This is a genomic window from Novipirellula artificiosorum, from assembly GCF_007860135.1.
GTDB classification, from domain to species: Bacteria; Planctomycetota; Planctomycetia; order Pirellulales; family Pirellulaceae; genus Novipirellula_A; species Novipirellula_A artificiosorum.
Genome location: NZ_SJPV01000004.1, coordinates 126,532 through 146,990, shown reverse-complemented (window position 1 = coordinate 146,990; position 20,459 = coordinate 126,532). Strand labels below are relative to the sequence as shown.

Sequence of the window (20,459 nt, the reverse complement as noted above, 5' to 3'; positions counted from 1 at the left end):
CAACTGCCAGCGTTTTGGTCGAGATAGGTAATCGTGATGCGTGATTCCTAATTTCAGGCCGTTCCCTGACGTTCAGGTCGACAATCTGGTTGCCTACACGAACGCTGGATCCTCGGTATGATTTGGGGGACATCACTCCAACCAACGCCAATTGTGAGCGTTCCCGGCTTTACAATCGCTTTCAGAATACCGTCATGATTGGTCTTCGAATGGTCAACGTAGGTTGGGGTTGTGCTCAGCCCCGTTCTCGCTCCGCGTTTGTCTTCCATGCTGCGTCAGAAACTCATTCCTTTAATCGGCTTGCCCGTTTCCGTATCCACCGCCTTTAACACTAACATGCATCCGGAAGGGACGCGAAGGGTCATTGCGGTATCGGGCTGGATGCACTCCCCGTCGAAGACATCCGCTTGGGGGTCGCGTGACGCCCGAGATTTAGAAAAAGTTGATGAGGTACTCATTCCGCTGCACGCGTATTTTTGTTGCGTTGCCTGCATGGTCAAACAACACCTCTCCCTCGTGATCCATCGGAACGTAAACCCATACGTTACCTACGCCCACAGGAATTTTGATAATCTCCGTGCCGTCAGTATAAATGTCTAGGTCCACGCGTTGCGGTAGATTGAAAGATTGGATGTTCAGCGATTTCAGCGTTAGCAAATCGACGGACATGTAATTCAATCGCGGCAGATTGCGAATGATATCGCCCGCCTCCTCTGGTAGTTGGCATTTCTCGACCTTTACCGCTTCCAAAGTCTCTGAAGCTGCCAGGTCCTGCAATACCGATTCCGATACAACGCAACTCTCCAGGTGTAGACGTCGAAGTCGCGGAAGCGTGAACGCCTGCCGGAGTTCATCATCGTTGGCTTCTCGCAAACGAATGGCGTAGATCTCGCCTCGTTTGATCCATTCGTTCAAGCCAAAGAACTCCTCGACTTTGTAGAGCAAGCTTTCCAAGGCCGAATCAAACACCTCTTCCCGACGAAGCGACAAGATGCCCTTCTCCTTCTGAATCCCGGAGTGGCGCAATGGATAGAGGTAGCACGCATAAATGAGCAACAACAAAAAGACGATCAGGATGGTAAATTTCGCTCTTCGGATTCGCCTGTGGGAATCCCGGGGGACCGAGATAACGAAGGCAATGGTCACCATGATCCCTACCGCGGCGTCTGCGATCAGAGCCGGCCACGAAAGTGAAATCGTTTCATAAACATCAGAATCGACTTCGATCCGCTGCAAATAGGTCCAGGGGATTCCCGCGCCAAGCTTTCCGGGCCAGAAACAGACGGCACCAACGATGAAGGCGATAAACAGGGTACCCACAACCTGCATTGCCCCTCGCGTGATACGACGGGTCGCCTTTTCGGCTGTCGGCGTCTCCGGCACGGGGAATCGTGACGAAACGACGTCACGTCTTAAGACGACTCCACAACATCGCATCAACACAGCAAATACCGGGATCGAAACTGCAGATAGAAAAAGAGCAGTCTGGTCATTCTCCCAGTAATACTTGTCTTGCCAGGAAAATTTGAAGCTGCCTCCAATGTCCATCGACCACCATCGCACAAATAGATTCAATTCCAACACCGCGTAAATCAGAAGTAGCGAGGAAAAGAACGCAAGGGCAAAGCGACCAACGACTGCACGACCGCTGGATCTCGATATCAAACGCATCGATACAATGCCGGCAACCGACCCGGCAATTGCCATCGCCACTGGATCGGTCGCCTGCCCCCAATAGTTAAACATCCGATCCGTATCAACATCGACGGATTGCAACGTCACCAATGTCAGAGCGAAAAATGCTGACAAAAACAGCATGTCAGCGATGCTGCCACGCGATGGCCCCGAGCGGTCGCCAGGATCTGATTCGCCAACGTAAGCAAGCGAATTGCGTGAGAACAACCGGTAAAGAATGGGAATCAATCCGCCTGCCGCGATGGCACCGACCAGCTGCAAAGCGTCTTCCTTCATGTGTACTTGAAGTACCGGTCCACCCATGCTGAGTGAATCGAGATAGCTAAGGAAGATCATGAAGCACAGTATCAGAACGACGATGCCAATAGGGATCGCGGCGATCAGATATCGCGACCGACTGCGAGGATGGCGTAACCAAAGCCATACGTGTAGCAGCGAGAAAGCAATCGGAAAGAACCCAAAACCGAGGAGAATACAGATCCCCGCAATTGGTGCTGCGTTGACGACCCAATCTTTCGGAATCGCTAGCCAACGCTTCTTTTCTGGTTCTGGCATAACCCGTGCCCGTAATGTTTGTCAGGAATCGTGATGAGTCCCTTTTCCTGAATCAGGTTTTCAACGTCATCAAGATTACCCGTGACGCCCTGCTAAGCATCGCTGGTGGCGATCTCAGCGGCTTCTTTTTCGACACCCGAGCTTCCTCAACTTCGCCGACTGTGCGGATGTGAGCATACTGACACAAGCAAAGTGGAGCGTTATTCTAGCCAGAAAGCCGTCGGGTGCGAACGTCTGGGGCAACACCGGAAGCGATCGAGCGAAGATGAGACCTTTTCGTTTACCAGACACCCTGATCGGGGCTCGTTTCCGCTTTGCCAATGACCGTGGTGGCAAGGACCGATTATTCGGCGATCCCGGCGATGAGACGTTGCAGGGAGGCGAAGGCAACGATTTGCTTGAAAGTGGACTCGGCGAGTTCGTGCATGCTATCGCTGCTCTCTCGTGACATGTTGCGGAACGGCGAGCTATATTGAATGGCTCCCGACATCGACGCACCTCCGTTCCCCTGGGCCTAGCATGAGAAATTTTTGGCTCATCCGGCGGAAGCGTGCGCAGGAGGTTTTCGAGGCATCTCTCCGGTGTCCCATCATTGCTGGCAGGAGCTATTTTCACTTGTTATAGTGCAGTTGCCGGTAGAAACGGAGTCGAGCTCTGCAGAGGTGCAACTTGACAAGGGATATCCCGGTCGAAGGTGCGCCAAGGGTGCTACCGGTTCCCGGCGGACGACCGACCGTCGGGGACTCTTTTCTAAGAGATCATTGGACACCGGAGCCATACCTCCAAAAAACCTCGAGTCTGGGTTCCGCGCGCTTCCGTCGGATGAGCCAAATTTTTGTATAGCCACGATGTTGCTGCTTTTTCTGAGTGGCGTCTCGCAAGTCTTCGGCGACGATCAAAACTGGCCTCAATGGCGGGGACCGGCGGGCAGTGGGCTCACTTCGACCGTGGGCGATGACGTCTTGATTCGGACTGACCAAGTACTTTGGTGTTTCGCGGAGCAAACGGCTGAGATGTAAGCGACGACAACTGCCAAGCAAATAGAGATAAAGAAACGAAACAAGCATTTGCAGCATTTCCTCGCCTAACTTCATAGGATCGCTGATGAACAAAATCTTACTGCTATCTACAATTATCGCCCTCTGCTGCAGCCTGAACGTCTCTGCTGAGGACAAGCTGGATGTCCTGATCATCGGTGATTCCATTTCATTGGGATACACGCCACATGTCGTCGCAATGATGCAGGATGAGGCGAATGTCGTGCACAATAAGGGCAATGCCCAGCACACCGGCACCGGCGTGGCAAAGATGGATGCGTGGCTGGGCGATACAGATTGGGACATTATTCATTTCAATTGGGGCTTGTGGGATCTCTGTTATCGTCATCCGGAATCGAAGGTTCAAGGTCAACGAGATAAAGATCGTGGAACCCTGACCACTTCGCTTGAGCAATACGAGCAGAACCTGGATCAACTCGTCCGGCGGCTACGCAAAACCCATGCAACCTTGATCTGGGCCAGCACGACGGTGGTTCCTGAGAACGAAGCGGGTCGAAGAGTCGACGATGACTTGAAATACAACGCTATTGCCGCAAAGGTGATGCAGAAGCACGGTGTGAAGATCAATGACTTGAACAAGCTCACACGCACTTTTGCCCCCGAGTTGTTCAAGAGCGCGGGTGACGTTCATTTTACAACCGAGGGATATCAGCAACTCGCCGAGCAGGTAGCCCAGTCAATCCGATCGGTTCCTGCCCGAAAAGCATCACAAAGAAAACTACGGGCACATCAGCATTGATTGAGCTCCGCCCGCACCTGTGGCTACACTCGAAATCCGTGACCTCAGCGGCGACGTGCAATTGCAGCACCAAGTGAAATGGACTCCGTTATCAGACGGCTAAAAGGCTGGCTAACGATGACCAAGACTAACCTCACAACCGCGTCTTGAAATTCATGTCGATGTCGCGGAGCGGGCCGGAATCGACGCTCGAGGAAATTGAAAAGGCGAGATTGACTCGGACGCTACCATTTGTTTTGGTGCAGCCGTTCTTCGTCGTAACGATACTCCGGCGTCAGCACTTCGTTCGGCACGCCCATGGCCAGCAAGGCGAACGGAGTGATCGATTGAGGAATGCCGAGAACTTTCCGGCAGGTTTCGACTCGATCGTCCAACGGATAGATTGCAATCCAGACGCAGCCAATGCCGATCGCGTGGGCAGCCAACTGCATGTTCTGTGCGGCGCAGGAACAATCCTGGGGCCAGAAACCGGGATAGATTTCTTTCGACTCGTCACCGCAGACCATCACCATGAAGGTGGATTCCTCCAGCATTTCGGTTCCGCCCATTTGGGTAAACTGCTTCGTCACCTCGGGTTTGTCTATGGTGACAAAATGCCATGGCCGGGCATCAGCCGCTGACGGGGCGTTCATGGCCGCCTCCATGATCGTCTTGCGCTGCTGCTCCGTAACCGGCTCGTTTTTCCAGCTGCGAATACTGCGTCGTGTCATCAGGGCTTGGATCGCTTCCATCTCAAATTCCTTTCCTTCACTATACGGAATGAATCGTAAACTGGCTGCTAGGAACGAGCGGTCTGAGTACCCGATCGTGAGATCACGATACCGAAAACGGTCTATGGCTTCCAGCTGGCTGGTAACAATGGGTGGGTTTCGAGCTCCCTTGATGCTCAGTTGACGTTCGTGATTGGACGGATGACGTGTTGAACCGACAGAGTCAACCCGTTGCAGTACGGAGAAGCTTCCTTGAGAATGGTCGGTGAAGAGGCATGGATAGGGAGTTGGATCGCTTGAAGGGCGTCGCGAGTTGTCCGGCGCCTCAACCGATGCATCCCACATTCTGAGTTCGGGAAAAATACGACGCGAGGTGACGCGATGAACTGCTACCGAACACAGTGGAACACTTCTTTTTGGCGCGACTTCATTCCATGTTTTGCCGCGTTGGCGACGCTAGTCTTCTCCGGCACCCTGCGTGCCGCCGATCGGCCACCGAACATCATCGTGGTGTTCATCGACGATCTCGGATGGTCGGATTTGGGCTGTTTCGGCAACGACCAAGTGAGCTCACCGAGATGGACAAACCGTTGCGTTTACTGTTCGACTTCGTCCGTGGAGACGATGAGTTGCGAAAAAACACCTTGATCGTATTCTGTAGCGACAATGGTCCCGATCCAAAGACGTTTGCCCCGGGGACAAAACCGTTGCGGGGCTCCAAAGCAACACTCGATGAAAACGGCGTTCGTTCGCCGCTTATCGTTTGGGGGCCCGGCATGGTTTCGACTGAAAAAGCGGGCACGCGAGATGCCCAGACCGTGCTTGCCGCGTTCGACTTGGCCCCGTCGCTTTTAAGGCTGACCGGAATGGAACCATCGGAAAAGCACTCCTTCGACGGTGAAGATATGCTGGATGCGATTCTCGGTCATCGGTCCCTTGCGCGAGCAGAGCCACTCTACTTTTCTCGACCGCCAGACTTCAAAGATTTCGGCATCGAAAAGGGGTTGCCGGACCTGGCGATTCGGAAAGGCAACTGGAAGTTGCTGTGCGACTACGACGGCGGACGCCCTCAGTTGTACAACCTCGCAACGGACCCCAGCGAGTCTCGAAGCAGTGCCGACCTCAAACCCGAGCTCACGAAAACGCTTGTGAAAGAACTGACTCGCTGGTACCAAGAGATCCAGCCATCAAAAGTAACGTCGACAAACAATGAATAAGATGACTAACAAACGAACCCTTCGCGTGGGCTCCGTACAATTCGAGGCGAAACCAGGCGACAAGGATGCAAACTTCCGAAAGATCGAAGCGTTTGTTGAACGAGCTTCGAATCAAGGCGTGCGCCTGATCGTTTTCCCCGAATGCTGCATCACCGGCTATTGGTTCATTCGCAATCTGTCGGTCGAACAGTTGTCGCAACTTGCCGAATCCATCTCGAATGGCCCGAGCACGCAGCGGTTAAAGGCGTTGGCGATTCGCTACGGAATGACGGTTGGGGCGGGGTTGGTCGAAGCGGGTGAGGAAGGCGATTTTTACAACAGTTACGTCGTGGCATTGCCTGACGGCACCGTGCAACGACACCGCAAGCTGCAAGCCTTCGAGCATCCTGCAATTCGCAGTGGCACCGAGTACACCGTATTCGACCTACCCGATGGATTTCGCGTTGGCGTTTTGATTTGTTATGACTGTAATTTGATCGAAAATGTCCGCATTACTGCGTTGTGCGGAGCCGATCTTTTGATTGCGCCACACCAAACCGGAGGGGTGCGCAGCAAGAACCCGAATCTGATGGGATTGATTGACCGACGTGTTTGGGACAATCGCCATAACGATCCAGAGGCAATCGAACGCGAATTTCGTGGTGATAAGGGCCGCGAATGGTTGCTACGCTGGCTGCCCAGTCGTGCACATGATAACGGGATGTTTCTGGTCTTCAGCAACGGTGTCGGCGTCGACGATGACGAGATACGTACGGGAAACGCAATGATCTTAGACCCCTACGGACGCATTCTGGCTGAAACGTGGAAGGCTGAAGACAGCATGGTCCTTGCCGACCTCGACGCCAGCCTACTTGAAGATGCAACCGGCAGGAACTGGATTCGTGCGCGTCGACCGGATCTGTACAAGCCACTCACCGTGCCAACGGGACGAGAGTGCGATACGCGAACGTTGAAGTTCAAGGAATAAGCTCCGCGTGGGTTAGCTTCTCCCCGTTGCACAAGGCTTGTCACTGATTGTCCGTTTGTGTCCGCTGCAGGATGCAATTAGGTGAGCAGATTGGCAGTATGCCTCCGCATCGAGTGCTAAATGGTGTTGCATCACGAGATACGACCTGTCGATTTCTCGATCGTTGTTGGGCTCGCAACGTCAAACCTGTATACTTCGGGGATGAATCAACCACCCGACAAAAAAAATGAGGCGACGATCGGTCGTGTTACGTCCACCGGAGGAGAACAGGGACGGTATGAGGTGACCGCAAGATGAACCGATTTGTTGCAGTGGGGGACATTCATGGATGCAGCCAAACGCTGGCCAAGATGCTTGAAATCTTGGAACTGGGCCCCGGCGACACTTTCCTGTCAATCGGCGATCTGTCATCCAAGGGTGAGGATTCTCAGGGCGTTCATAGCCAGTTATTGAGCCTCGAGGAGCGAGGGGTCAATCTCATTGTGTTGCTGGGAAACCACGAGGTGATGCTGCTTGCAATGCAGCGGCTGGCTGGTGCAAACGTCGACCTGAGTGCATTCCCTGAATCCATTTTTCGTGGAGCCGACATCAGTTGTTTGATGCGAAGCAACGAAACATGGGCGACGCTGAAATCCTACGGTCGCGAGGTTGCCGAAAGCCGCGAGTTCTGGGCGTTTCGGCATGACCACCCTGTAAAACACTTTGAAGCCGTATCGCAGAAACTCGATAGCGAAGATTGGCGACTTCCTCAGGATCATCTGGATCTATTGAGTCGGTGCAAGACTCATCACATCGCTCGCAATTGCTTCTTCGTGCATTCGGGAATCCGTCCGGATATCATTCGGATGGACAGCGCTCAAACCGCGATCGACTCGCAGATCAAAGAGGACGCAAGGGATCTCTGCTGGAGCCGAGAGTGGTTGGGACAAGAGCCTGGTTTCCCGGAACTCGTCGTGCATGGGCATACGCCGCTATGCTATTTGTATTCGTTCGTTCCCGATACAACCCCTTGGCGAGACGGCGACCTGGTCTTCAAATCCGTTGTCCACAATGGCGCGCTCAATTTGGATAGCGGTGTCTTTCTTGAGGCGGGGCATTTGACAGCGGTGGAAATCCCTGAAAGTGGATGTCCGTCACAGTTTCGGTTCCTACGCGTCCCAAGATTGGACCCCGTTTGCAAGGACCGACTGAGCCATTTCAACTACATTCGGTAATGAGAATCCACTCGCCAACCCAGTGGTGGGCACCAACTTGCCTCCCTTTGCGACCCTGTCGTCTGTGTACGAGACGATTACCGCCAACTGCCCCGGCTCCACCGACCGGCGGCACTTTCCCCTGCTCACTCACCCTTTGCGATTTCTGCGCCGAAGATCGGTCTGCCAAGACATCCGTGAAATCCGAAAGCTACCTCCTTGATCGATTCCGTTCTTGGCAAAGTTTGCGGCTGATGCAGCTGGCAACCACGCGTGCGAATGCGTCGGAATAATTTGGAGCGTGTTTTGCTTGATTATCGTAGGCTGTGGTTCATACTGAATGTAGCTGGCGATGATCGATACCGGCAGCCATGTGCCAAAGCGAAGAGCCCACCCAGCCAAGAGAGATCCGAAAGGTGAACCAAGGGCTGAGGCCTAGCGCTGACCGCCAACGTCTGACGCCGATCAAGTCGCTTGCTAACCCGCGTGATGATGCGCACATCACGCGTTCTTTTTTTCTTCGCCCATGGCTGATCCCCACCGTGGTTTTCCTTGCGGAACTTCCCGCTGGTGTTTCCATCCGTCGACGGTTCGACCGCTACCTTCGGTTTGGGGCGCAGTCCGCCTGAATGCTCACTCAAAGAGTTGCTCGAATCGCGAGATTCATGTTCTTGCTCCTGAATAATCAAGCACTGCGCGCCGATATGCGGGGCAGCTCGAAGAGATACGGGCACCGATTGCTTTCGTTGAAGAGTCAGCGAATTTGGGCATTCTCGATTTCGTCGAGCGCTAGATATGCGGTGGCGATGCTCTCGCCAGCAAGCTTGGTTCGCCACCATTCGGAGGACGTGTTGCTGGATCTTAGTGCTCGCCAGTACAACCAAACCGAGGCAACAAAACCGACGATCCCGACGACTAACGAAGGGATCAAAGAGAAAGGATGTAGCACGACGTCGAAGCCGAAGGCAACGACAACGGGAATCCACATCAGCCACCAGATAAACCCCGTGATGACACCGGCACGCAGGTAGCCGGATCGAACGCTGTCGAGTTTGCTACGAATGTCATCAACGGATTTCGAGTAGTCGATTCTTCGGATTCTGGTGCAGACGAGCAATGATTGAGATATTACGATCACGCCGTAAACGTGCAAAATGGCTCCATTCACAACGCGATGCAGAATCTGCGTGTTTCGTGCCCAGCATTGCACTCCGATCGCTATCAGTGCAATACCAACCAGTACTTGCAGCAACTGCCATCGGAAAAGCGGTCGCAAAGATGCTTCGACGCGATCCATCAACTGACGACGATTCAGTAACAAGCGTCCGGCCAATTCCTGTTGTTCCAAATTCGCGGAACTAGGTTTTCCTCTCACTCCGGGGGAACTCGAATCGTGGACGATCGTTGGCGCCAAAGCCGGATTCTTGGTCGAAGCAATCGATTGCACGTCCGATTTAATCTGACTTGCATGCTGGTAGCGGCGCTGCGGCTCCTTCTCAAGCGTACGCAAGACAACCTCATCAAGCCGTACGTCAATTTCGACTTTCTTTGACGGCGCTGCGAAGCGTCCAATCGGGAGTTCGCCGGTCAGCATTTCGTAAAAGACGACACCTAACGAGTAGATGTCCGCGCGGTGATCGACGCTGTGCGAACCTTCCATCTGTTCGGGAGCCATGTAGCGTGGCGTGCCCATGACCTGATGGGTGCCTGTGAGCATCTCTTGTTGGCTCTCGTTTCCGAGGATTCGCGAAAGACCGAAATCGGCAATCTTGACCACGCCGTCAGTGGCAATCAAGATGTTCTCAGGTTTGATGTCGCGATGGATAATGTGCTTGTCGTGTGCATATTGCAGCGCATCGCAGAGGTGCGGCACGATGGCCAGCGCGTGTTGGGGCGCCAATTGGCCTGCTTTGATCACGTCACGAAGCGTCGAACCGTCGACGAATTCCATCAGGAAGTAATAGATGTCTCCAACGTTTCCGAATTCATAGACGGATACAATGTTGGGGTGACTCAGTTTTGCCAACGTCCGAGCTTCCCGCGTGAAACGGAGTGCAAATTTGACGTCATGACCAAATTCTTCGGGCAGAATTTTCAGTGCGACAAGGCGGTCAAGCCCTGATTGGCGAGCCTTGTATACGGCGCCCATGCCGCCTGCGCCAATGAGCTCAATGATCTCGAGCGTCGGAAAAAGCTCAGCCAGACGCCCCACGGTCGGCGGCTCAAACACGCCGGTCCGTTTGTCGCCCTCGTCGAGCGCGTCGTAAATTGCTTCGGAATTTCCTGGAAAACGGTGAAGGTAATCCTGCTTTGTCGGTGATTCACCACGACGTCGTCGATAGTCGATGTCCAGTACGATGAGTTCCGCCAACAATACGTCTCGCTCGATTGGAGAGACCTCTTCGGAAAGGTAGGATTCGATCGTCGGTGGCTCGTTCGATTGCCACTTTCGTTCAAAATCTGCGCAGAGGTCATCAATGCGTTCCAGAGCTGCGATCGGTAGTTTTTTCTGACGGATGCTCATTGGGGCGTCCAATTCCTGCTGACATATTTCTCGAATCAGGTTCAGACGACGTTCGATCGCCCGTTCAGAGCAGCCGAAACGTCGAGCGAGTTCCGCGTTTGTCTACCCTTCTAACTAGGCAACCGCCAAATGCCAGAGCTGCCCGACACCTGAACAGGAAAAATGTTGCTTCACTCATCATTGCCACATCATCAGCACCAAAGCAATGCAATGCAGCGGCTGACATTTGTGGTTTTAAATCTACGGGACGGCCGATCGATGCAAAACGGCCAGGCAACCGAGGTGCGATAACCCAATGGTACCACACATCCTCCATCGTCATCGAACTTGGATGTCGCCCGGCCAGACACAGCGGGACCTCACCGACAAGACGCAGTTTTCGTACGCCACACCCTTTCAATTCACCGGACACCGTCTCGAGTCATGTTTCGCATGGAGATGTAGATGCATTTTGACTCGGAGTCTTCGTCTGGATTCGCAGTTGGGCGCGTTGCCTCTTTGATTCGTTCTGGAATGGCATCGGTGCTGAAGGGTGCAGGTTGGCCACGGATGGACACCGATCTTCAAGGACGAAGGATGGGAGTCCTGCAATCTGGGTTGCCGGTACTTGTATAATTTCTCGTTGACCGTACACTCAAGATAACTTTAGACCTTGTCTCTGCGCCGCTTCAACGAGTTTAGCGTCGGCATTGAGCGGTTGAAGTTCCGTTTTCTGCGTGCCGCATTTGATGCGTGCAACGTTTCTTAAAGAGACCGTGCGTTTTTCTTTGCCGATTCTGGTGAACGAATCAGAACGCTTCGGTCGTTGCAGCCATTGAGTTCTTCGAGAATGGCGGCGAATCAAAATCGAAGAGAGTAAGAGATAGCGAGATCGTGGCAAAGTACCGTCATAGAACTTTTGAGATGTTTGACTTATTCGATGAAGCGAACGATGCGATTGCGTCCAAGTCAACTCGTCCCACTGCGGATTGTGACGAGCCGGAGTCGTGGTCGTTTCAACATTTGATCGCTTCGCGAAACGCAGGAGTGATCCATGTTCAATTCAAGAAAAGGGAGGGTTTGGACACAGAAATTCCCAGTACACTCCGCCAGGATTTCTCGCAGCTATCAGACTCCTTGGTGAACAACAGTCGCATCCTGTTGGACTTTGAGTGCCTCAGTGAGTTTAGTGCCCCATGCATCAAGGAGCTGAAACTGTTCAATGAAAAGCTTCAGTCGAAAGGCAGCCGGATGGCGCTGTGTCATCTCGAACCAGCGGTTCAAGCCTCCTTTTTTCCAGACCGCATTGTAACTCCAAAGCACTGAGTTGGGCCAGCTTGGCGACATCTTTGTGCAGCTGCCGTTCGTCTTATTTAAGGGTCGCGAGATTCGGATGGCTGCCTGGTAAAAGCGTCCTTGCGCTGAGGCATCTTTGGCTGCACTCGACCAACGTGCCATTTCCCGAAGGCGCCAGTTCGGTAGCCAATCTGCTTCAAAAACTCGGGCAGGATCCTTTGCTTTTTGGGAAGATTCCAGTCATTAATCGGTGGATCGAAATCGACCGCATCCCGTTTGACTCCGGAGAGAATTCGACCGGGAAGGACGTCGTAGCATCTCTCCGGTGTCCCATCATTGCTGGCAGGAGCTATTTTCACTTGTTATCGTGCAGTTGCCGGTAGAAACGGAGTGGAGCTCTGCAGAGGTGCAACTTGACAAGGGATATCCCGGTCGAAGGTGCGCCAAGGGTGCTACCGGTTCCCGGCGGACGACCGTCCGTCGGGGACTCTTTTCTAAGAGATCATTGGACACCGGAGCCATACCTCCAAAAAACCTCGAGCCTGGGTTCCGCGCGCTTCCGTCGGATGAGCAGTCCACAGAAGAACCGCGTGACTCTTGTCATTTATGCTCTTTCAACTTTCGAACGATTTCCTCATTCCACTGGCGAGCGTTGGGCCAATCATTAGATTGGGATTGGACTTCCGAACAGGTTGCTAAAACGTTTTCCAGCCAACGCGAATTTCTCCACGTGTGAAAATCGAGAGGGTTCACATAGCCGTGACTCCCAATGAACTCTGAGGTTGCCATGAGGAAGCGTCGGAGCGTATCACCATTTGATCGGGTTTCTCGAAGCCACTCGATCCAGTGTTCGCTCTCGCCTGCTTGCGGATCCCGCCCCAGCATCTCCACAAAGGCGAAGCGGACAACCGCCCCTTCGCCTCCGAAAGAAAGCATGGGTTCCTCCGCTGGAAACCCTTATTTACAGCACCTTGCATAGCACGATTCATTGAAAAAGAGTTTTAGGAAATGCAATCCCTACTTAATTGCATGCACATAACCATCACCGGCTAGGACATACACTTTGTCTCGATAGATACAAAGGGTCGCTTCCTCAACGCGCTGTCCGAGCTTGTAGATCCATAGCGGTTTACCGCTAGCGGCATCGAGACAATAGAACAACGGCGTATTACCGGAACCGATATAAACGCGATCGCTGGCGATGGCCGGGGCAGAAAGCCCGCCACCGTCGGGGAACGTCCAGTGGATTTTCGCGGTAGCGGAATCCACGCAATAGACGCGCGACGCCGTCGGTACTCCGTGGAGTCCTGTTCCTACACGGGCGGTGTAGTACGCTCGGTCGTTATGGAATGCGGGAGTTGCGTTGAAGTTGGTGAACTGGCCCTTTTCTTCTGGGTTCATATTTCCACGGCTCAGAATTTCTCCGTTCTTCGCGTCGAAATACATGAAGACGTTGGCGTGGTGAGGTAAGTAGATTTTCCCATCGTTGGCTATCAAGGTTCCGGAGTCCAGGCCGATGCCGTTCTCTTTCCAAACGATCTCGCCGGTTTTCTTGTTGAACGCGTACAGCGAATGGCTCCAAGAACCGAAATAGACCAAATCACCATCGATGGCGGGTTCGGCCGGTACGGACTTGGCCGTGGGATACATCCAAATCATGTGACCGGTTTCGGCATCGAGGCAAACCGCGTGGCCATCGACCGTAGGGATGTAGACCAATCCATCATCGACCGCCGCGGAACCCCAGACCCAACCTCCCGGAACGGTCTGCTTCCAAACCAGTTCACCGGTTTCAGCATCGACGCAGTAGAAGAAACGTTCGCCACCCTGCTGCCCCGCAAACACCTTTCCCTCAGCGATCGCCGGTGCGACAGAAATCGCGCCGCCCATCTCGAACTTCCAAACTTCCTTTCCCGTTTCAGCATCGATGCTAAACAGGAAACCCGCTGGGTTGCCAAAATAGACTTTTCCATTCGCGGCCGTGGGTTTTGACTGATAGTAGGTGCCCCCCGAGAGGACGTCGGTAAAGATCCGTTCGCAACGTTCGTTTTCATAGGCTTTCAGAAGACTTTTCTTCCAAAGGAGATCTCCTTGGGCATTGATGCAGCGCAACCATAAATCACTATCGTTGACCAGAACCGAATCGCCGGCGGAAGCCAGATCGGCATAGATCGGGTGTGTGGAAATCTTCTTCTGCCATTGAACTGCACCGCTCGTACTAAGGCAGGTCACCGTCCCATCGACGCTGGCAACGACAAGGCCTTCCGAAGTCATCACTGGCTTGGAACGAATCCAATCGGTCAATTCAGTCTCCCACAGCACTTTTCCAGAGTTAGCATCCAGGCAATAGAAACACTTGTTCGCAGATCCGACATACAGCTTGCCATCAATGACCAACGGCACCGTAAACTGCTTGCGAGCTCGTTTCTCAACAGCGTCCAGCGAAGTTTGCCAGCTCAGGGATCCATCGGCTTCGTTCAACGCATACAACACGCCGCCGTTGGATCCGAAGTAAACCGTTTCGCCCGCCAGAGCCACGGCAGTATTGACCGCGCCATCGGCCCGAAACTTCCAGGCGATTCGGGCGTCATGAGGTCCCTCCAAGTTGAACGAATAAAGGTATCCTTCCATCGTCCCCTGCATCACACGACTCTCGGTCATCACCGGCTCGGCCAGTGCATCGATGTCGCCGGCATTGAAGTCCCATAATCTACGCTCGTTATCAACGTCCGCACAAATCAACCGGTTCAGGTTCTGACAGATGGCTGGGGAGCCGTAAATGTCATGAACCCCGAACGGATAGACCATGAACTTTCCGTTGCTCTGTACCGGCGCCACTTGCGTTCGGTAGTCGATGTGCCCCGCGTATTTTCTGGAGAGAGTCTTTCCGGTTTGCTTATCGATATAGACCAGGTTCTTGGCCTGCCCTTCGTTACCGCCGTGGCTATTGACCTCCCTCAGCACCATTCGGTCCTTCAGGATCACAGGCGTCGACATCATGGCCGGGTACTTGTAGATACCGAGCAACGGATGGTCCTGAGTCGATTTCCAGATCTCTTCACCCGTCGCGAGATCGAGGCAGAAGCTGGTGGTGTGCATGCCGGGTGAGGCGACATAGACCCGATCACCCTCGATCACGGGGCGGGCATACCATCCCAGTCCTACGGGAACCTTCCATGCGAGCTCACCCGTCTTTGGGCCCGGTGCTTCTGTGTAGCCATTGTTGTGTTTGTTCCCCTGGAACATGGGCCAGTCCGCTTCCATGTCCCCGTCCTTCGGAGCCCCGGCGAGGCTTCCGATGAATGGCTCATAGATCGGCCCCTTCTCTCTCAATTTCCGGAAGATGCTTTCAAGCACCTCGAACCCTTCATCGACGGTCTTGCAAATGCTTTGAACCGCTTCTTGTTTCGCAGCGCCGCGACCATGGATCGTTTTGCGTTCCAGCTCGTAGTATTTCTTGTCCACGTCAAAGAACGGATGCGTATCGGCGCTTTGCTGCTGTAGACTTCCCAGCCATGTGAACAGCAGCAGCGCCCGTCGTTGGTAGTTCTCAGCCGTCGTTGGAGTAACACACACTTCGGCTCGGACACGGTCAATGTCCCTGTCGCCGCTGGTCGGCAATTGAACTGCTGAAACGACGGATGGGAGGAACAACGCAACGACGACGACACTGAGAACATGTTTCGAGAGCGGGAGGGTGCAATCTTTTTTGAAACTCGTTTCCGCAAAATCAGTCGGAACCCGATACCGTATTGCAGTAGTAGTCATGAGGACCCTCGCAGTGATTGTTTTCTTCGGTAGGCCAGGTGATTACAGTTCTATTGTCCGACTCGCGTGATCTCATACATCGAATCCAGCAGCTCAAGATTGCCAAGCACCAAACCGGCAAGTGTTGCAATCAGCACTCCGATGATGGTCAGCAAGGCAGCTCTCGTTTTCGGAGCGGGATCCTTGAAATAGAACACGCCCCAGAGTGCGTTGACGACGACGCAGAGCGAAGCGATGGTGTAGCCTGGGCCGGGACCGATCGCGTTGACGGTCAACAGCATTCCGAAATTTCCCAGCGCCCACAATCCACCCGAAGATAGCGCGCGAAAATAGTCCAGTCGGCTTTCCAGCTTCGGGGCCTTGCGAGTGATCGCAACCATCACTGAGGTACCGATCAGCATCCCAACGGCCAGCGGCAACACCGAAGCCCAGGCGGAAACTTCCGACGCTCCCTCGATGGTGCGGGAAAGATACGCGGATGGAATATAGTAGGTCCCCCAAAGGATTCCGGCCCCAACCGCGCCCAATAACCCCAGCGTCGTCGACTTGCCAGTCTTGTCCGTCTCATCTCCACCTGAGAAAAGAATCATCAGAATACCGACCGTTACCAGAGCAACGGACTGCAGCGCCAACAGGCCGATCAGTAGCGAGCTGTCACGGAACTGGCCGAACAGGGTCAGGCTCCAGATGAAAGAAACAATGATGTTGAGCGGTGCCCAGATGCCAAACGCCTTGGCGATGCCGATGTGATTGCAGGCCACAAAGGCGCAGTAAGCGCTCACCGACCAGATCAGACCACCCACCACGGGAATCCAAGACCCGGCGGAGGAGAGCTGCCCAAGTTCGCCGCGAGCCAACACAATGATCACGGTAACCACGGTCGTACAGAGAGCGACAAAAAAAGTTTTGGCCTGCTCGTTGGGGAACTTGACGTTCTGGGAGGGCACCAGCCATGACCCCCATGCCATGACCGTAATGATTGCGTAGATGATTCCTACTGTATCCATTGTGCTTCACTCTCTTAAGACAAAAGGCAGGGCCGGTTCCCGCCGGCCGCGGGTGGTTGGCCGGTAGGAACCGCCCCTACGCGACTTGAAGATATCGTTCCTATCACCACCAGGGTTGGCGTTTCCCGAGACTGAGCAACACGCTCTTCTCTTCGGTGTATTCCTCGACGGCCTTCCTTCCCAGCTCACGACCGAGACCGCTCTGCTGGTAGCCGCCAAACGACAACTCGGCATGGCCTTCCAACCAAGTGTTCACCCAAACGGTTCCCGCCCGCAAACTGCGTGACGCTTTCATCGCTTGGTTGTAGTCGTTGGTGAAGACGCCAGCCGATAGTCCGTAGTCTGTTCCGTTGGCGATGGCGATCGCTTCATCCAGAGTCTTGAAGCGGATGATGGAAAGAACCGGACCAAACACTTCCTCCTTCGCGACAGAGGAATCTGCTGGAACATGATCGAGCACGGTCACTTCGAGAAACCGTCCGGTCTTGGTTGCCATTTTGCCACCGCCCATACAGACCGTCGTGCCGGCGGCCTTCCCAGCCTGGATGTAGCTCAGGATTTTCTGTTCCTGTGTTCCATTGATGATCGCCCCCAGCTTTGAGTCTTCTGCCAGCGGGTCACCAACCTTCAATTCAGCGGCAAAAGCGGTCATCCGCCGGGAAAATTCGTCAGCGATACCTTCTTGGACCAGAATCCGGCTGCTGGCGTTACAGCACTCGCCCATGTTGAAGAATGCGCCCAGTCGACCGGCATCGACCGCCGCATCAAGATCGGCGTCGTCCATCACAATCAGAGGATTCTTGCCTCCCAGCTCCAGTGATACTTTCTTTAGATTGCCGGCCGCGGATCGGGCGATCGCCTTGCCGACGGCTGTCGAACCGGTAAACGAAACCATGTCGATGTCGTCATGCTCTGCGATGCAGCGGCCCACCGGATCGCCGTAACCCGTGACGACGTTGATGACGCCGCCTGGCACACCTGCCTCAGCACAGATCTCTGCCAACAGCAACGTGGTCGCCGAAGTCATTTCGCTGGGTTTGATCACGCAGGTACAGCCGGCTGCTAGCGCAAAGGGTAACTTCTGGCTGATAATCAACATTGGGAAGTTCCAAGGGGTGATCAGGCCGACGACGCCAATCGGATCACGCAAGGTCATGGCAAGCGTTCCTTCGCCCAATGTATTGCAGCTATCACCATGTAGATTTCGACTTAAGGCGGCCGCATACTCCCACAAGCCGGCTGTCCACTCGACTTCGGCCCGCGACTGGGAAATCGGCTTCCCGCTTTCCAGCGTTTCCCAATAAGCCAACTCGTCCGAGGCGTTACGCACTCGTCGCGCCACGTCCGTTAAGACGGTCGCCCGCTGGGATCCCATCGTCCACGGCCAGGTACCTTTTTCAAACGCAACGCGTGCCGCCGCGACCGCTCGATCCACGTCGGCTGCAGTGCCCGCCGGCACTCGCGTTACGGGAACCCCGTGCCCCGGGCTTTCTCGCTCAATCCAATCGCCTTCGCTGCTGCGGACAGACTGACCGTCGACCCACAACTGGAACTCTCGCGGTGTATTTGGGAGCTGCATTTCTCGTTTCCTTTAGGAGAAAACTGGTAGGCCAGGCGAAAGCTGGCGGGATGTTGCGCCAGACTTCACCTGGCCAACAAAACTATTGAATATTCGCTTTCAACGCAGCCAGCGCCGTTCGCAGCTGGCCATCTTGAATTGCGCTCACGATCTGTTGATGCTCGGCGTGACTCTCCATGAGCGACTCATGCCTGGAGTAGGGAAGTCGCATGCCGCCCATCAATGGCAACCACACGGATTCCAGAGCAGGATGCCCACTGAGAGTCAAAAGGAGCCGGTGAAAACTCATGTCCAGCCGGACCACTGCCGACAGATCTTCGTCGCGGCAAGCCAACTCAAAATGCCGCAAGTTCTCTCGAAGCGGCGACAGATCAATTTCATGTTCCTGTGACATCAATTGTCGAAGCGCCAACACCTCGATATCCCGACGCACTTTGACCATGGCCGGACGCGTGCTTTCATCCCACACACGACCCACCCTCGCTCCTCGATTGGGCCTATCCTCCACCAGCCCCTCGCTGGCCAATTGCAGGATGGCGTCACGGATGGGGCCACGGCTAACATCAAATCTCTTCGCCAGCGGCAACTCTCGTAGCGGTGTGCCTTCACTTAACTTGCCGCAGACAATCTCTTCTCGCAGGCGGTCGACGATCTGATCACGAAGTCGAAGGCTTTGAATTCTGGTCACTCGGTTATTTCCTCTCGTGGTGTTGTCCCTTTTTGCTTAGCAGAAGCCGTCGAGACTTTCGTATTAACCCCGTCGCGCCCGAAAATCGTGACGAGTTCGCTATGGAACACTTTTCAACGTTGCCCGGTCGGGCGAACGGAATGGGTCGTCGCCTGCTCCCCGAACACACCGCAGAAGCGACTCTCGAGTCCTTGCTGACTTGACCTTTCCCGATATTCTCATGATCTTCTATTGTTAACACGTTCACAAGTAGACTGTTGGCAAGTTTTCTTGTAATTTATGTGCAGCCGAACAAGGGCCGCAACTTTCGGGGAACGACAATCAAACAAAAGGGTAGTGAAATCGTGAAAATCACGGATATCAAATTGCATGTCCTGGGGCGTGAGACCGAGGCGCTCGTGACCAGCTTGGATGGCCTTTTCGAAGACACAGGCCCCGCGGGCAAAATTCAGTACAGTCTGGTGCGAATCCTGACGGACACCGACATCGAAGGTCATTACATCGTGTGGTCGGAAGTCGCCACCGGCCGACCGCACGCATTGGCGGAGGTGCTGCGGCACTTCAAGCCTCACCTGATCGGCCAAGACCCGCTCAATCGGGAACGCATTTGGCAAACACTCGGGGCATTTTGGTACGGACAAAAAGGTCCTGCCCTAGCTGCGGTGGACATCGCCCTTTGGGACATCGCTGGCAAGGCGGCATCGATGCCAATCTACAAACTGCTGGGAGGCTATCGCGATAAGGTCCGGGCGTATGCGAGTGGCAATGTTCAGCACGATCAGGACGAAGTGATACGAATCGGACTGAAGATGAAAGAACTGGGCTTCACGGCGCTGAAGCTGCACCCGATTCCCATTCAGCTTTGCGGTCGCTTGCGTGAAGAGGTCGGTGATGACATGGACCTGATCTATGACGCGGTGTTTGCGCACACTCGCCATGAAGCAATCAAGGTTGGGCGGGAGCTGGAGCGACTCAACTACTTCTGGTACGAAGCCCCTTTGCCACCAGACGATGTGGACGGGTATGCGTACCTTTCGCAAAGGCTCGACATTCCGTTGACCGTGGAGTTGCTCCACAAAAACCAATTTGCCGAATACGTGCGTCGCAATGCCGTCGCTTACTTGAGGACACTCAGCGGTATTCAAGGCGGCATCACGGAGATGTTGAAGGTGGCTCATTTGTGCGAGAGTTTTGGAATGAATTTTGAACCGCATGCGTATGGAGGCACCATGTACCAGGTGGCGAATCTTCACGTCATCCTCGCCATCAAAAATTGTGCCTTGTTCGAATTCCCCATCCACCATGGCGAAGTCGGTTGCTGGGATGTGGGAACAACGGATGTCCTTCGCATTGATAGTGAAGGCTACGTCCATGGCCCGACCAAACCGGGTTTAGGAATCGACATCGATTGGGATCAGGTTAAGGCAGGGCAAGAGTTGAAGATTTAGGTTTGAAGTTCGTAGACCAGGTGAAGGAGATAAAGG

At 54.2% G+C, this 20,459-nt stretch carries 16 protein-coding genes and 2 pseudogenes; 9 read left to right on the top strand and 9 right to left on the bottom strand.

Going from position 1 to position 20,459, the window contains the following annotated elements:
• Positions 1-432: 432 nt before the first annotated feature.
• Entirely contained in the window at positions 433-2,250 is a 1,818-nt protein-coding gene (locus Poly41_RS13095; protein ID WP_146526637.1) for a hypothetical protein, read from the bottom strand.
• Between the two features lie 265 nt (positions 2,251-2,515).
• Between Poly41_RS13095 and Poly41_RS13090 the strand changes: the two genes are divergently transcribed.
• The 3 genes from Poly41_RS13090 to Poly41_RS13085 all read left to right on the top strand — a co-directional run bounded on the left by Poly41_RS13090 (position 2,516) and on the right by Poly41_RS13085 (position 4,047).
• Positions 2,516-2,698: a hypothetical protein gene (locus tag Poly41_RS13090; RefSeq protein ID WP_146526636.1), complete on the top strand. Its 183-nt coding sequence runs from the start codon at positions 2,516-2,518 to the stop codon at positions 2,696-2,698.
• Positions 2,699-3,098: 400 nt separating this feature from the next.
• Entirely contained in the window at positions 3,099-3,269 is a 171-nt protein-coding gene (locus Poly41_RS34065; RefSeq protein ID WP_197231299.1) for a hypothetical protein, read from the top strand.
• Positions 3,270-3,354: 85 nt separating this feature from the next.
• Positions 3,355-4,047: an SGNH/GDSL hydrolase family protein gene (locus Poly41_RS13085; RefSeq protein WP_146526635.1), complete on the top strand. Its 693-nt coding sequence runs from the start codon at positions 3,355-3,357 to the stop codon at positions 4,045-4,047.
• A gap of 224 nt (positions 4,048-4,271) precedes the next feature.
• Here Poly41_RS13085 and Poly41_RS34060 read toward each other — a convergent pair whose 3' ends face one another.
• Positions 4,272-4,778 (bottom strand): nitroreductase family protein, encoded by a 507-nt coding sequence (locus Poly41_RS34060; RefSeq protein WP_197231298.1) that lies wholly within the window; start codon positions 4,776-4,778, stop codon positions 4,272-4,274.
• Between the two features lie 557 nt (positions 4,779-5,335).
• Between Poly41_RS34060 and Poly41_RS13075 the strand changes: the two genes are divergently transcribed.
• The 3 genes from Poly41_RS13075 to Poly41_RS13065 all read left to right on the top strand — a co-directional run bounded on the left by Poly41_RS13075 (position 5,336) and on the right by Poly41_RS13065 (position 8,155).
• Positions 5,336-5,974 carry a sulfatase-like hydrolase/transferase gene (locus Poly41_RS13075; protein WP_197231297.1) on the top strand — a complete coding sequence of 213 codons (639 nt, stop codon included), beginning with the start codon at positions 5,336-5,338 and terminating at the stop codon, positions 5,972-5,974.
• 1 nt (position 5,975) lies between these two features.
• Positions 5,976-6,941: a nitrilase family protein gene (locus tag Poly41_RS13070; RefSeq protein ID WP_146526632.1), complete on the top strand. Its 966-nt coding sequence runs from the start codon at positions 5,976-5,978 to the stop codon at positions 6,939-6,941.
• Positions 6,942-7,234: 293 nt separating this feature from the next.
• Positions 7,235-8,155, top strand: a complete 921-nt coding sequence (locus Poly41_RS13065; RefSeq protein WP_146526631.1) for a metallophosphoesterase — start codon at positions 7,235-7,237, stop codon at positions 8,153-8,155.
• A 733-nt stretch (positions 8,156-8,888) separates the two neighbouring features.
• Here the strand turns inward: Poly41_RS13065 and Poly41_RS13060 are convergent.
• Positions 8,889-10,748, bottom strand: a pseudogene (locus Poly41_RS13060) (protein kinase domain-containing protein); the annotation flags it as partial.
• A 354-nt stretch (positions 10,749-11,102) separates the two neighbouring features.
• On the opposite strand from Poly41_RS13060, the pseudogene Poly41_RS34900 reads away from it, so the two are divergent.
• Positions 11,103-11,204, top strand: a pseudogene (locus Poly41_RS34900) (MarR family winged helix-turn-helix transcriptional regulator); the annotation flags it as partial.
• A 357-nt stretch (positions 11,205-11,561) separates the two neighbouring features.
• Entirely contained in the window at positions 11,562-11,963 is a 402-nt protein-coding gene (locus Poly41_RS13045) for a hypothetical protein (protein WP_146526630.1), read from the top strand.
• Positions 11,964-12,010: 47 nt separating this feature from the next.
• Here Poly41_RS13045 and Poly41_RS35680 read toward each other — a convergent pair whose 3' ends face one another.
• From Poly41_RS35680 to Poly41_RS13015, 6 genes are all read right to left on the bottom strand, one after another.
• Positions 12,011-12,292 carry a sulfatase-like hydrolase/transferase gene (locus Poly41_RS35680; RefSeq protein ID WP_146526629.1) on the bottom strand — a complete coding sequence of 94 codons (282 nt, stop codon included), beginning with the start codon at positions 12,290-12,292 and terminating at the stop codon, positions 12,011-12,013.
• Positions 12,293-12,533: 241 nt separating this feature from the next.
• Positions 12,534-12,869: a hypothetical protein gene (locus Poly41_RS13035; RefSeq protein ID WP_146526628.1), complete on the bottom strand. Its 336-nt coding sequence runs from the start codon at positions 12,867-12,869 to the stop codon at positions 12,534-12,536.
• Between the two features lie 81 nt (positions 12,870-12,950).
• Positions 12,951-15,701 (bottom strand): outer membrane protein assembly factor BamB family protein, encoded by a 2,751-nt coding sequence (locus tag Poly41_RS13030; RefSeq protein ID WP_146526627.1) that lies wholly within the window; start codon positions 15,699-15,701, stop codon positions 12,951-12,953.
• 50 nt (positions 15,702-15,751) lie between these two features.
• Positions 15,752-16,708, bottom strand: coding sequence for a GRP family sugar transporter (locus Poly41_RS13025; RefSeq protein ID WP_146526626.1), 957 nt, complete (start codon positions 16,706-16,708; stop codon positions 15,752-15,754).
• A 103-nt stretch (positions 16,709-16,811) separates the two neighbouring features.
• A complete protein-coding gene (locus Poly41_RS13020) occupies positions 16,812-18,287 on the bottom strand; it encodes an aldehyde dehydrogenase family protein (RefSeq protein WP_146526625.1) in 1,476 nt (491 codons plus the stop codon).
• Between the two features lie 82 nt (positions 18,288-18,369).
• Positions 18,370-18,975 carry a GntR family transcriptional regulator gene (locus Poly41_RS13015; RefSeq protein WP_146526624.1) on the bottom strand — a complete coding sequence of 202 codons (606 nt, stop codon included), beginning with the start codon at positions 18,973-18,975 and terminating at the stop codon, positions 18,370-18,372.
• A gap of 344 nt (positions 18,976-19,319) precedes the next feature.
• Between Poly41_RS13015 and Poly41_RS13010 the strand changes: the two genes are divergently transcribed.
• Positions 19,320-20,423: a mandelate racemase/muconate lactonizing enzyme family protein gene (locus Poly41_RS13010; RefSeq protein ID WP_146526623.1), complete on the top strand. Its 1,104-nt coding sequence runs from the start codon at positions 19,320-19,322 to the stop codon at positions 20,421-20,423.
• The last annotated feature ends 36 nt before the right edge of the window (positions 20,424-20,459 follow it).